The organism is Rhizobium arsenicireducens (assembly GCF_964021225.1).
On sequence record NZ_CAXHYK020000001.1, the window covers coordinates 571,117 to 583,849 of the forward strand.

Annotated in this window: 11 protein-coding genes; 5 read left to right on the top strand and 6 right to left on the bottom strand. The window is 63.0% G+C overall.

All coding sequences use genetic code 11. The features are described from left to right. Positions 1-3 precede the first annotated feature (3 nt). Together ACWPVA_RS02695 and ACWPVA_RS02700 are read right to left on the bottom strand one after the other, a co-directional pair. Positions 4-825 carry an ABC transporter ATP-binding protein gene (locus ACWPVA_RS02695; RefSeq protein ID WP_454286201.1) on the bottom strand — a complete coding sequence of 274 codons (822 nt, stop codon included), beginning with the start codon at positions 823-825 and terminating at the stop codon, positions 4-6. A gap of 177 nt (positions 826-1,002) precedes the next feature. Further along, positions 1,003-2,016, bottom strand: a complete 1,014-nt coding sequence (locus ACWPVA_RS02700; protein ID WP_454286202.1) for an ABC transporter substrate-binding protein — start codon at positions 2,014-2,016, stop codon at positions 1,003-1,005. 185 nt (positions 2,017-2,201) lie between these two features. Between ACWPVA_RS02700 and ACWPVA_RS02705 the strand changes: the two genes are divergently transcribed. Beyond that, positions 2,202-3,191, top strand: coding sequence for a LysR family transcriptional regulator (locus tag ACWPVA_RS02705; RefSeq protein ID WP_454286203.1), 990 nt, complete (start codon positions 2,202-2,204; stop codon positions 3,189-3,191). On the opposite strand, the gene ACWPVA_RS02710 is transcribed toward ACWPVA_RS02705, so the two are convergent. Further along, positions 3,179-3,976, bottom strand: coding sequence for a creatininase family protein (locus ACWPVA_RS02710; RefSeq protein WP_454286204.1), 798 nt, complete (start codon positions 3,974-3,976; stop codon positions 3,179-3,181). The genes ACWPVA_RS02705 and ACWPVA_RS02710 overlap by 13 nt on opposite strands. 136 nt (positions 3,977-4,112) lie before the next feature. Continuing rightward, positions 4,113-5,003, bottom strand: coding sequence for a DMT family transporter (locus ACWPVA_RS02715; RefSeq protein WP_454286205.1), 891 nt, complete (start codon positions 5,001-5,003; stop codon positions 4,113-4,115). Between the two features lie 195 nt (positions 5,004-5,198). Here ACWPVA_RS02715 and ACWPVA_RS02720 point away from each other — a divergent pair, with 195 nt between their 5' ends. Next, positions 5,199-6,497 (top strand): adenylosuccinate synthase, encoded by a 1,299-nt coding sequence (locus tag ACWPVA_RS02720; RefSeq protein WP_454286206.1) that lies wholly within the window; start codon positions 5,199-5,201, stop codon positions 6,495-6,497. Positions 6,498-6,557: 60 nt separating this feature from the next. Next, on the top strand, positions 6,558-8,939 hold the full coding sequence (locus ACWPVA_RS02725; RefSeq protein ID WP_454286207.1) for a hypothetical protein: 2,382 nt from the start codon (positions 6,558-6,560) through the stop codon (positions 8,937-8,939). An 86-nt stretch (positions 8,940-9,025) separates the two neighbouring features. Here the strand turns inward: ACWPVA_RS02725 and rpoH are convergent, their stop codons facing one another. Further along, a complete protein-coding gene (gene rpoH / locus ACWPVA_RS02730) occupies positions 9,026-9,928 on the bottom strand; it encodes an RNA polymerase sigma factor RpoH (RefSeq protein ID WP_454286208.1) in 903 nt (300 codons plus the stop codon). Between the two features lie 307 nt (positions 9,929-10,235). Continuing rightward, positions 10,236-11,276: an RluA family pseudouridine synthase gene (locus tag ACWPVA_RS02735; protein WP_454286209.1), complete on the bottom strand. Its 1,041-nt coding sequence runs from the start codon at positions 11,274-11,276 to the stop codon at positions 10,236-10,238. A gap of 179 nt (positions 11,277-11,455) precedes the next feature. Here ACWPVA_RS02735 and ACWPVA_RS02740 point away from each other — a divergent pair, with 179 nt between their 5' ends. After that, positions 11,456-11,842, top strand: a complete 387-nt coding sequence (locus ACWPVA_RS02740; RefSeq protein WP_454286210.1) for a hypothetical protein — start codon at positions 11,456-11,458, stop codon at positions 11,840-11,842. Positions 11,843-11,855: 13 nt separating this feature from the next. Then, positions 11,856-12,692: a TrmH family RNA methyltransferase gene (locus ACWPVA_RS02745; RefSeq protein WP_454286211.1), complete on the top strand. Its 837-nt coding sequence runs from the start codon at positions 11,856-11,858 to the stop codon at positions 12,690-12,692. The last annotated feature ends 41 nt before the right edge of the window (positions 12,693-12,733 follow it).

Genomic DNA, 12,733 nt, shown 5'->3' on the forward strand with positions numbered 1-12,733 from the left:
CCATCAGTGTGCGTCCTCCCCGTCCATAGCTTCCAGCAGTGTTTCTGACACAGTCTCGCAGGCCTGGCGATATTCTTCCGAGGTACGGTAGTGTGCGTCCCGCTCCAGGCTGGTGCGCAACGCAAAGTCGGCATGAACCCGGCCGGGCCGCGACTTCATTACGACGATTCGGCTCGACAGATAGGCGCTTTCGAAGACGGAATGGGTGACGAAGACGACGGTAATGCCGGTCGCCTTCCACAGGCGCAGGACGTCGTCGTTGAGCTTCTGCCGGGTGATTTCGTCAAGCGCCGCGAAGGGTTCGTCCATCAGAAGCAGCTTCGGTTTGGTGACCAGCGCGCGGGCGATCGAGACGCGCATCTTCATGCCGCCGGAGAGTTCCCGCGGATAAGCGTCGGCGAAATCCTCAAGACCGACGGTCGCAAGCGTCGCCATGATCTCGTCGCGGGCGGCGGCCTTGGAAATGCCCTTGAGCTTGAGGGGCAGGTGGACATTGCCGAACACCGTCTGCCACGGCATCAGGGTCGGTTCCTGGAAGACGAAAGAAATGTCGCCCTCCGGCAGGCCCTTGGAATTGATGCGCGAACTCGGCCAGTCGATCATCCCGGTCGACACATCGCCGAGCCCGGCGATGATCCGGAGCGCGGTCGACTTGCCGCAACCGGAGGGCCCGAGCAGGCTGACGAACTCGCCGCCGTTGACGGTGAGCGACATGTCGGAGAGGGCCACCGTGCCGCTGGAGAACACTTTCGTCACCTGGTCCATGACGACGAGCGGCCGGCGCTGTTCGCGGGGAGACAGGGCGGCGGAGTTGGGCAAAGTCATTCGACACTCGAATTAAAGGGGACACTTCCGGCAAATCACTGCAGGGGGACAAGGCCCCCTCTGGCCTGCCGGCCATCTCCCCCACAAGGGAGGAGAGACCATGTGGCGTCGCCGGCAGCCCGACGTTAAGCCCCTCCCCCTTGTGGGGCGGGGTTGGGGAGGAGTGTCCTGCCCCTGCTACTTCTTCAGCGCCATCCCGACGCCCTTGCAGACGTACTGGGTGGTGAAGGCCTTGGTGTAGTCGAGGTCGGCGGTCTGCACGCCGATCGAGACCATGTCGTCGAAGAACATCTTATAGCGCTCCTCGGTCATGCAGCCGATGCCCTTGTCGAGCGCTTCGCCGGATTCGACGATGCCGTATTCCTTCATCTTGGCGACGGAGTATTCGAGCTGGCCATCCGTCATTTCCGGATTGTCTTTCTTGATCAGATCGTTGGCGGGCTTGTTGTCGCCGTGGAGATAATTGTACCAACCCTCGATCGAGGCATCGACGAAGCGTTGGACGACGTCGGACTTGGTCTCGACCATGGTGGCGGTGGTGGTGATCATCGTTGAATAGGGATTGTAGCCGTTGTCGGCGAGCAGGAATACCTTCGGCGCCCAGCCGGCCTGCTTCTCGATCTCATAGGGCTCCGAGGTCAGATAGCCCTGCTGGGCCGACTTCGGATCGGCGATGAACGGAGCCGGGTTGAAGGTGTAGGGCTTGTACTGCTCGTCCTTGAAGCCCGGATAGTTCTTCTTCATCCACTCGAAATAGGTGACATAGCCATCCTTGCCCATGAAGATCGCATCAAGCTTGGCGAGGTCGGCGAAGGTTTCGGTCCCCTGGTCGGGATGGGCGAGCAGAACCTGCGGATCCTTCTGGAAGATCGCGGCGACATCGACCAGCGGAATGCCCTGCTTGACGGCATCCATCTCGCCGAGCGGGCTGCCCATGTAGAAATCGACCTTGCCGGCAATCAGCAGCGCGCGATTGGCGGCGTTTGGGCCGCCCTGGACGATGGTGACCTTGAGGCCGTACTTTTCATAGGTGCCGTCGGCAACGGCCTGATAGAAACCACCATGCTCGGCCTGGGCGAGCCAGTTGGTGCCGTAGCTGACCTCGTCGAGGGCATAGGCCTGCGAGGCCGAAAGCGCCGTTCCGAGCCCGAGAAGGGCGAGGAAGGTGGTCTTGCTGAGAGTGTCGCGCATGTCGATCGAGTTCCCCTGTCCATTCGCCGAAGCTCCGCCATTGGGCTCCGTTTTCCACATTTGAGCGGTTGCCTTGCGCTTTGAAAAGCATCAAAATTCGTCCGCATTGATGCCTTTTTTGCACCGCTGTGCAGGTCGGTGCCCAATTGATGCTGTTCGATTAAAAATTATGCAATGGTGACCCGGTGCTCCACTCTCGAAAGCTGCAATACATCAACGAAATCGTCCGTTGCGGCTCGATCCGCAAGGCGGCGGCGCGACTCAACGTCGCCTCCTCGGCGGTCAACCGGCAGATCCTGGCGCTTGAAGAGGAACTGGGCGCGCCGATCTTCGAGCGGCTGCCGCGTGGCCTTCGCCTGACGGCTGCCGGCGAGCTTTGTGTCGAGCATATTCGCGACGTGCTGAAAAACTACGAAAAGCTCGAGTCCCGCATTCGCGGCCTGAAAATGCCCCAGGCCGGCAAGGTGACACTGGTGACGACGGTGGGGCTTGCCTCAGGACCACTGCCGGTGATCCTGGCGCGCTTTCTCGAAGCCCATCCGCGTGTCCGCATCCAGTTGCGCAACGACGGCGGTTCGACCACCATCAACCCGGTGCTGACCGGCGAGGTGGACATCGGCCTCGGCTTCAACATTCCCGCAACCCCCGGCATCCGGACGCTCGCCAATTTCGACGTGCCGGTCGGCGTGGTGCTGCCGCCCGGCCATCCGCTGTCGCACGAGGTGGGTCCGATCGATCTTGCCGATGTGGTGCAGGAAAAGCTGGTGCTGGCGCAGTCTGGCACCAGTCTTCGCAACATCATCGACCTGGCGCTTGCACCGGTTCCGCTGCCGGTCGAGCCGGTGCTAGAGACCAACTCGTCGGAACTCATGAAGCAACTGGTGAAATGCGGCGCGGGGCTGACATTGCTCAATCCGCTCGACGTGATTAGCGAGTGCCGTGCCGGGGAACTGGTCTTCCGGCCGCTGCTTGAAGCGCAGTTGCGCCATCAGTCGATGAAGCTCTTTGGCCGCGCACGTGCGCCGCTTGATGCGACGACCAGCCTGTTCGTCGAATACCTGATGCAGGAACTGCTGACGCTTATCGTTGAACTGCAGGGCAAGGGCCATATTCCGACCAGTGAAAAGCCGGGAGAGAAGGCCTATGCGATGCGTGACGATGATCAGCGCGAATAGAGATTCTCAAGCGGATAGCGCGTGAGGTCGCGCAACAGTTCGACGAAGCCTGCGACCTGATGCTTGCAGATCGCCTCGCCTTTTTCTGCTGTACCTCTGGAGGCATCGCCGACGACGCCATTGGGGTTGAGATCGTGCGCGATCCAAGCGAGCGAATGCGGCGGTAGCGGGGTCAGGTATTTAGAGTTGGCCTTCATTTCTTCGGCGCGCGAGACGAAGTTCTCTGCCCTGTCCATGCGCACCAGGTCGGGGCGGAAATGGAGCATCAGCGAAGTCTCGACCTCGCCGCCATGGATGCCGTATTTGGTCTCGTGCTCGGAGATCATGCCGTCCGGATTGCCGAAGCGGCCCCATTGGGTGGACACCACGGCCATCTGGTGGCGCACTCTAAGTTCGCGGGCGACGATGCTCATGACGTCGACATTACCGCCGTGCGAATTGACGATGACCATCTTGCGGATGCCGGCCTCCGCGACCTTGGCGCCGATGGCGGTCCAGGCGGGAATGAGGATCTCCGGGCTGAAAGACAGCGTGCCAGGCCCGTAGATGTGTTCGTTGGCTTTGCCAATCTCCTGGGTCGGGAGAACGAGGAAATCGAGATCGTCCGGCCGCTGATTCTTCAGTTCGGCGAGCATGCCGTTGGCGATCGCGACATCGGTAGCGATCGGCAGATGGGGCCCGTGCTGCTCGGTCGAGGCGATCGGCAGGATGGCGATGGTCGTGTCGGGGGAAAGCCCGGCGAAGTCGGCGGTGTTGAGTTCGTTCCAGAAGAATGGCTTGGCCATGGTCGGTTCCCTCGCAAGTGTCCAGGGAATCGATAGGACAATTGGGTGGGCTTGGAAAAGCACCATATTGCGTGCAGGGTGCTGCCTTAAAGCGAGCGGTTGCCGGCGGTCGGCACGAGTCCTTGCGCAAGGCGCGTCAGGTGGCCGGTCTGGGCTTGCCCCATTCGGCAATGGCGATGCCGCCGAGAACCAGCGAAAGCGCGATCAGGTGCAGCGGTTGAAGGGCCTCCCCGATCACCGCGAGCGACAGAAGCGTGCCGAAGACGGGGACTAGATTGATGAACAGACCGGCCCGGTTGGCGCCGATGCCCTCGACGCCCAGCACATAGAAAACCTGCGAAATGAGCGAGGGGAACAGCGCGGCATAGGCGATCATGCCGAGGCCCGCGACGTCCGGCAGGATCATCGTGCCATTGGCTTTTTCCCAGAGGACGAGCGGCAGGCCGGTGATTGCGCCGCCGAGTGCGGAGGCCGCCATCAGACTTTTCCAGTGGATCACCGGTTTCCAGCGCAGTGCGATCGTGTAAATGGCGTAGGCAGCAACGGCAAGCAGCAGCAACGCATCTCCGAAATTGAGCGCCAGTGACAGGAGGACATCCAGGTCGCCGCGCGTTGCCGTGATCGCCACGCCGACGAAACTGATGACGAAGCCGAGGATCTGGATTGCGGAAACCGGGATACGGAAAAGCAGGAAGTTGAGGATGAAGATCAGAACCGGAATGCCGCCCTGCTCGATCGCGCCGTTGACAGCGGTCGTGTATTTGAGCGCGGTATAGAGAAAGCCGTTGAAGGCAGTATAGCCGATCGCGCCATAGCCGAGCAGCAGCAGCCAGTGGCGCTTGAGTTGGGGCCAGTCCTTTTTCAGTTGCGGCACCGAGATCGAACAGATGATAATCAGCGCGATCGTCCAGCGGGAAAAATTGAGCACCATCGGGCTGACATGGCCGACGGCAAGCTTGCCGACCACGGTGTTGCCGCCCCAGAAAAGCGTTGCGACAGTCAGAAAGAAATAGGCTCTGAGAAGCAAGGGAGTGCACCGGGAGTTGGTCGGGAGGGCGCCGTAAGGCTTTGATCTTGCGGATGAGATAGGCGAGGGGCCGCGCTTTGTCACGCAAAAAGCCGATTTCGCCCGCATAACGAGTCGATTTCACAAAAACAACACAGTATAGATGCGCGGGTTTGGATAAGGCGCAGTCTGTTGCGCGATAGACAGGATTTCGAAATGACGAATGTCGTGGTTGTGGGTTCGCAGTGGGGTGACGAGGGCAAGGGCAAGATTGTCGACTGGCTCTCCGAGCGGGCGGATATCGTCGTCCGGTTCCAGGGCGGCCACAATGCCGGTCATACGCTGGTCATCGACGGCATCAGCTACAAGCTGTCGCTGCTGCCCTCGGGCGTCGTTCGCCCCGGCAAGAGCGCCGTGATCGGCAATGGCGTCGTCGTCGATCCGCATGCGCTGATTGCCGAAATCGGCCGCCTCAAGGATCAGGGCGTCGAGGTGACGCCGGACAACCTGCGAATCGCTGAAAACGCCACCCTGATCCTGTCGCTGCACCGTGAGCTTGACGGCATGCGCGAAGACGCTGCCTCCAACAGCGGCACCAAGATCGGCACGACCCGCCGCGGCATCGGTCCGGCCTATGAGGACAAGGTCGGCCGTCGCGCGATTCGCGTGATGGACCTTGCTGACCTCGATGCCCTCGAAGGCAAGGTTGAGCGCATCCTGACGCATCACAATGCCCTTCGTCGCGGCTTTGGCGTCGCGGAGGTCGAGCACAAGACGATCATGGATGAACTGACCTCGATCGCCGATCGCGTGCTGCCGTTCATGGACAGTGTTTGGCGCCTGCTCGACAAGGAGCGTCGCAAGGGTTCGCGCATCCTGTTCGAGGGCGCTCAAGGCTCGCTGCTCGACATCGACCACGGCACCTATCCCTTCGTCACCTCGTCCAACACGGTCGCCGGTCAGGCCGCCGCCGGTTCCGGCATGGGCCCCGGGTCGCTGGGCTATATCCTCGGGATCACCAAGGCTTACACGACTCGCGTTGGCGAAGGTCCGTTTCCGACCGAGCTGACCGATGAGATCGGCCAGTTCCTCGGCGAGAAGGGTCATGAGTTCGGCACCGTCACAGGCCGCAAGCGTCGCTGCGGCTGGTTCGATGCGGCGCTGGTGCGCCAGTCGGTCGCGACCAACGGCATAACCGGCATTGCGCTGACCAAGCTCGACGTGCTGGACGGCCTTGACGAACTCAAGATCTGCGTTGGCTACAATCTCGACGGCCAGGAGATCGACTATTTGCCGGCCGCTCAGGCAGCACAGGCCCGCGTCGAGCCGATCTACATCACCCTCGAAGGCTGGAAGGAATCCACCGTGGGCGCCCGCAAATGGGCTGATCTTCCGGCTCAGGCGATCAAATATGTTCGCCAGGTCGAGGAACTGATCGGGGCGCCGGTGGCGCTGCTTTCGACCAGCCCCGAGCGGGACGACACCATACTTGTGACTGATCCATTTGAAGACTAAGCTTGGATTTCGTTAAGCTTTTGCCAGCCGGCGCGCGCCGGCGCCAACGAGAAAGTGCTGATGGCTGACTTCATTGCGGTTATCCGGCGTGCCGTGGACGGCCTGTCGAACAATACACCCGAAATGCGTGCCAAGGTCTATGACAAGGCACGCAGCGCCGTGCTGCGGCAGCTGGAGAACATGAACCCCCGGCCGCCGGAGCAGATGCTGCAGCGGCAGCTGGCGAAACTGGATGCCGCGATCCTCGAGGTCGAGGCCGAGCATGCCGAGGCCCTGCCGGACGAGGAAGCCGCCGCTGCCTTCGAGGATGCGATGGCAGTCCCTGCCGTCGAGGAGGAGTTGCGGGAGCAGGCGCCAGCCGTGGCTCAAGTGACAGCTGCCGAGCCTGAGCGGCATGCCGCAACAGCGCCCGGGGACTGGGCAGCAGAAGCCGCGCCCGAAGATTGGGCGGCAGAAGAGGCCGCGGCCGAGCCCGGTCATTGGGTGGCACCAGCCGAATCGGAAGGTCAGGCGGAATCCGAGCCTCGCGTCGAGGCGGAAGCCGAAAAGCCGTCCGCGGAAGAATCCGATGTGACGCCTCAGCCTGTGGCCGTGGTCGCACACGAAGAGCCGCTTCAATGGGCCGAAGAGCCGGTGGAAACCGCCGAGGAGCAGGCCGCCACATTCCCGGCGTATGCGGATGTCGACCGCTACGCCGTTCCGAGTGTCGAGCCGGAAGAATTCTATGCCGAGCCTGGCGCCGGGGAAGAACCGGAAGAACATCAAGAAAGCGTAAGGGCCGCCGAAGCCGAGGCTGAGGTTCTGGAGGCGGAGACAGCGGCAGAGGCAGGGGTTGTCGAGCCTGGCCCGATCGCTCCAGCCTACAACCGACTGGTCGAAATTCCATTGACCAGCGAAGATGACTGGGCAGCCAAGCCGACTGCGGATGCCGGCGCCGATCAGGAATTGGCTACCGCGCCGGAAGCGGCTGAGCCGGCGGCCTACGAGGCATGGGAAATTCCGGCAGAGGCGCCACGCTGGCCCGAGGAACCGGTCCAGCCGCCGGCTGCGACTGGCAACTATGCTGCGGCAGCCGAAGTGGCGCCGCCGGCGCAATCCGGGCCCGCCGTTCCGGGCGCGCTCGATATTCCGGATTGGGACGGTACGACCTATGGTCAACCTGCCATAGTGGAAGCGGACGGCCAGTCGCGCGATATGCCGGTGGCCAGCGACGATTTTTCCGACTGGTTCGCCGAGTATGACAAGCCGAAGGCGGCTGCAGTTGATGAAGCCGAGGTTGCCGACGCCCCGGTCGAGGGGACGGTCGCTCCGCCGCGAGCTGGAGAGCCGGGCGAAGCCGTCGCGGCGAAGGGCGCGGAGGACGTCGATTCCTTCCTCGCCGACTCTCAGCAGCGGGCCTATCGCATTGAGCCGACCCAGGGGCGCAACTACGCTCCGGTCGTGCTTGGCCTCCTGGGTGTCGCTCTCGTCGGCGCCGGCGGCTTTGCTGCCTGGAACTACCGGGACCAGATCACGCAATTCGTCAGCGGCTCTACCGCTACGCCGCCGACGGCGGTCACCGAAGGAACTGCGCCGGAAGCTGGCACCGACACGGAGACCGCAGCCGGTCAGCAGACGCCGGCCGGCGCGCCGGCAAACGGCGCGCTCGATGACGGGTCCGTCGCCGGAGAGAAATTCACCCAGCGCCTGATGCCGGACGGAACGGAAGTCGACGAGGGCGCCGGCGCGACGGCGGCTGGCGGTCCTGCGACTGAAGGCAAATCGGTTGCCGAGCAGAATGTCGCGTCGACCGGTCAGCCGACCGACCAGCCGGCCGTTGGAACCAATGCTGGCGGTGCGCAGACGGCTAGCCCGCCGGCTTTGAGCGACAGTGTCGCACCCGCGGCGAACGGCGAACGGGTGTTCCTCTATGAAGAACGGCTGGGCCAGACCTCGCCGACGGCCGTGCCCGGGACGGTTGCCTGGACGGCGTTGCGCGAGACCGGTGGGGACGGCAAGCCCAATCCCGAGATCCAGGGCCGGATTACCATTCCGGACCGCGGCCTTACCGCGCTGATGACCATCAAGCGCAACACCGACAGTTCTCTACCGGCCAGCCATCTGATCGAGGTGGTGTTCTCCGTGCCGCCGGATTTCGAAGGTGGCGCCGTCGACAAGCTGGAGCGTATCGCCATGAAGCGGACGGAGCAGGATCGAGGCGATCCGCTCGTGGCTGTTTCCGCCAAGGTCACGGACGACACTTATCTGGTGGCGCTCAACGACTTCGAAGACGTCATGAAGGCCAATCTCGACCTTCTGGCGACCCGCGGCTGGATCGATATCCCGATCAGCTATCGCAACGGTCGTCGTGCCTTGCTGACGCTTGACAAGGGGGCTGCCGGTGCTGCGGTCTTCGACCAGGTCATGAAGGAGTGGACGGCTTTGGGTCCGCCCGCCAACTGATCGGTCGGTCCACCGTCACGGCAAACAAAAACCCGGGTCGCGAAACCCGGGTTTTTTGTCGTCTGCAATGACGTCGCTCGAAACTCTCAGGCTTCGACGACCCGAAGGGCGGCGGCGCGTTCCAGCGCCTCCTTCTGCACTGCTTCCTGCACCTTTTCGAAGGCGCGGACTTCGATCTGGCGGACGCGTTCGCGGCTGATGTCGAACTCGGTAGACAGTTCCTCGAGTGTCACTGCTTCTTCCGCCAGACGTCGCGCCTGGAAGATGCGGCGTTCGCGGTCGTTGAGCACGCTCATGGCCTTGGCCAGCATCCGCCGGCGGGTTTCGAGTTCATCCTGCTCGATGAGCACCGTTTCCTGGCTTTCATGGTCATCGACCAGCCAGTCCTGCCATTGGCCGGATTCGCCTTCGGCAGCACGGATCGGGGCATTGAGAGAGGCGTCGCCGGAGAGGCGACGGTTCATCGACACGACCTCTTCCTCGGACACCTTGAGCGTGGTGGCGATCTCCGTCACCTGTTCCGGCTTTAGGTCACCTTCCTCGATTGCCTGGATCTTGCCCTTGAGGCGACGCAGGTTGAAGAACAGGCGCTTCTGATTGGCGGTCGTGCCCATCTTCACGAGCGACCACGAACGAAGGATATATTCCTGAATGGAGGCCTTGATCCACCACATGGCATAGGTGGCGAGGCGGAAACCGCGTTCCGGGTCGAATTTCTTGACTGCCTGCATCAGCCCGACATTGCCCTCGGAGACAACTTCCCCGATCGGCAGGCCGTAGCCGCGATAGCCCATGGCAATCTTGGCGACGAGACGCAGATGGCTGGTGACGAGTCTGTGAGCCGCGTCGCGGTCGCCATGCTCCGCGTAGCGTTTTGCGAGCATGTATTCTTCCTGCGGTTCCAGCATGGGGAACTTGCGGATCTCGTCGAGGTAACGATTGAGACCGGCCTCGCCGGCGGTAATGGTAGGCAGATTATTGCGGGCCATAGAGCACCCCCTTCTTTCTTCGGCCCCCCGTCGAATGGGCGAGCCTGATTCCCGTGGATTTCTCAAAATCCCACAGAAACCCACTTAACAGATAAGTGTGGCGAAACCCGGATACAAGGCCGTCGAAGCATCACGAGGCCGTGAGGTGCACTGACTTGGCACGGCTCTCCTCGGGGAGCGGTAAAGGTCATCTTCCTTTGTCTGGCCGTATCGCGGCGGGCTTCAGCCTGGCGACGTCCATCCGCAAGGTTCCCGATCACCGGTGTGAGAAGGTCAACGCGGACGGCGCAGTGGAATTCCGACGGCGCTATTTCGAGTCTGGCTGGATGGCCCGCAGCGCGCCGATGATTTCCTGCATGTCGGCGGGGATCGGCGCGGTGAAATGCATGGTCTCGCCGGTGGCCGGATGCTCGAAGGCGAGCAAGTAGGCGTGCAGGGCCTGCCGGGGAAAGGCCTTCACCTTCGTCTGGGCGGGCTCCGGCAGCAGGTTGGCCTTGGTCTTGAAGGCCATGCCGTAGTCCTGGTCGCCGATCAACGGATGGCCGATATGGGCCATGTGGACGCGGATCTGGTGGGTGCGGCCGGTTTCCAATCGACACTCGACCAGCGAGGCGAGGCAGGTGGCATCCGGCTTCTCGCCATAGCGTTCGAGCACCTGGTAATGGGTGATCGCCTCGCGGGCATCGTCGGTGTCTTCCTTCTTGACCGTGCGCTTGGTGCGGTCGCCGGCGCGCCCCAGCGGGGCGTCGATCGTGCCGGTGAGGCCGCGCGGGCGACCCCAGACGATCGCCTGGTAGGCGCGCTCCAGCGGTCCGGTGCGGCCATGATCGGCGAACTGGTCGGCGAGGTGGCGGTGGGCGAGGTCGTTCTTGGCCACCACCATGACGCCGGACGTGTCCTTGTCGAGCCGGTGGACGATGCCGGGGCGCTTGACTCCGCCGATGCCGGACAGGCTGTCCCCGCAGTGGTGGATCAGCGCATTGACCAGCGTGCCCGTCCAGTTGCCGGCGCCGGGATGGACGACGAGGCCCGGGGGCTTGGCGATGACGATCAGGTCGGCATCCTCGTAGAGCACTTCGAGCGGGATGTCCTCGCCCTTCGGCTCGGGATCCTCCGGCTCGGGCAGGACGATCGACAGGCGGTCGCCCGGGCGCACCTTGCGCTTCGGCTCGGTGACGGCCACGTCGTTGATTTTGACCGCACCCTGCTCGATCAGCGCCTTGACGCGATTGCGCGAGAATTCGCCTTCGAGCGCTGCCGCCAGCCAGGCGTCGAGCCGTCCTTCGGCGTCTTCTCCGGCAATCAGGTCTTTTCTTGCCGGCTCGGCTTCGTTAAAGGGGTCTGTCATTCTGTCATCCCGCGTGTAGAACCACCGGCGTTGCGGCTCATAGGTTTCGCTGCCACTTGGCACAGACTGCGGCCTTCGACAATCGCCAGCCATGTTTCATGGCTGCTTTTCCCTGAACAATGGTTCGCATCGGGGACAAAGACCAGACTTTGCGGACTTCAGGAACAGAGATACCGGCCATGGCGCACCTTGACGACGACGAACAGGAAGACAAGCCGCTCGATCCGGCGATGGAAAATGTCCGCCGCAAGATGGTCAAGCTGCAGCTCGTCTCCGGCGGCATCATGCTGCTGATGTTCATGGCCGTTCTCGCCGCAATCGTCTACAAGGTCACCCGGCCGGACGGCGTGGAAAAGCCCTTGGCTTCCACGGGCCTCGCCATTCCCGCCGATCAGCCGCTGAGCCTCTCTGCCGCATTGCCGGCAGGCTTCACCGTCACCTCGACCGACCTGTCGAACAACCAGATCCTGTTCTACGGCACGATGGCCGACGGCACCAGGAAGGCGCTGATCTTCGACCTGTCGGTCGGCCGGATCATCGCCGACGTCACCGTTACCGGCAACTGATCGCGAATTGGCGATGATCGAGCGCAAGCTGATTGCCATCGAGGACCCGGCCGATCCGCGGATCGCCGAGTTCTCGCAGATCCGCGAGCGTGACCTGACCGGGCGGGCCGGCGGGTTCATCGCCGAAGGCACCGTGGTCTTGCGAATGCTCGCCGCTGCGCATGGCGCGGGGCGAGGCATTCGTGCGGAAAAACTGCTGCTGCTGCGCAACCGGGTCGAGGGGGGCGCCGATCTGCTGGCCGCCTTTCCCGAAGATGTGCCGATCTACGTGGCCGAAGCCGCAGTGCTCGATGCGATTGCCGGTTTCCATCTTCATCGCGGCGTGCTGGCGCTCGGCCGGCGCGAGGGTGGCGAGACCATCGACGCACTGATCGGAGCCTTGCCGCAGGACGCCTTGGTGCTGGTCGGCTGCGGCATTTCCAATCATGACAATATCGGCGCCTTGTTCCGCAATGCCGCCGCGTTCGGTGCCGATGCCGTGCTCCTCGACGAAACCTGCTGTGATCCGCTCTATCGCAAGGCACTACGCGTCTCGGTCGGCTCGGTGCTGACCATGCCGTATGCGCGCGAAGGCTCGAGCGAGGCGCTGCTGGGTCGCCTGGCCGCGGCAGGGTTCGCGATCTGGGCGCTTTCTCCGGCGGGGGAGGCCGAGATCGGCCAGATCAAACCGGCACGCCGCATGGCTCTGGTCATGGGGACCGAGGGCGAGGGGCTGCCGAAGGCTATTCTCGAGCGGTTCCATACGGCGCGCATCGCTCAAATGCCCGGCCTCGACAGCCTGAATGTCGGAACGGCGAGCGGCATCGCTCTCTATGCGATGGCGAAATCCATGAGGCGCCTGCCCGGGTAGTCAGGTATTTCGCGTGTCAATGCGCTTGCTGGAGGTGACGT

Bases quoted from the DNA above. Each gene is read 5' to 3' on its own strand.
- ACWPVA_RS02695 (WP_454286201.1), bottom strand. From the start codon at position 825: ATGACTTTGCCCAACTCCGCCGCCCTGTCTCCCCGCGAACAGCGCCGG.
- ACWPVA_RS02700 (WP_454286202.1), bottom strand. From the start codon at position 2,016: ATGCGCGACACTCTCAGCAAGACCACCTTCCTCGCCCTTCTCGGGCTC.
- ACWPVA_RS02710 (WP_454286204.1), bottom strand. From the start codon at position 3,976: ATGGCCAAGCCATTCTTCTGGAACGAACTCAACACCGCCGACTTCGCC.
- ACWPVA_RS02720 (WP_454286206.1), top strand. From the start codon at position 5,199: ATGACGAATGTCGTGGTTGTGGGTTCGCAGTGGGGTGACGAGGGCAAG.
- ACWPVA_RS02725 (WP_454286207.1), top strand. From the start codon at position 6,558: ATGGCTGACTTCATTGCGGTTATCCGGCGTGCCGTGGACGGCCTGTCG.
- rpoH (WP_454286208.1), bottom strand. From the start codon at position 9,928: ATGGCCCGCAATAATCTGCCTACCATTACCGCCGGCGAGGCCGGTCTC.
- ACWPVA_RS02735 (WP_454286209.1), bottom strand. From the start codon at position 11,276: ATGACAGACCCCTTTAACGAAGCCGAGCCGGCAAGAAAAGACCTGATT.
- ACWPVA_RS02740 (WP_454286210.1), top strand. From the start codon at position 11,456: ATGGCGCACCTTGACGACGACGAACAGGAAGACAAGCCGCTCGATCCG.
- ACWPVA_RS02745 (WP_454286211.1), top strand. From the start codon at position 11,856: ATGATCGAGCGCAAGCTGATTGCCATCGAGGACCCGGCCGATCCGCGG.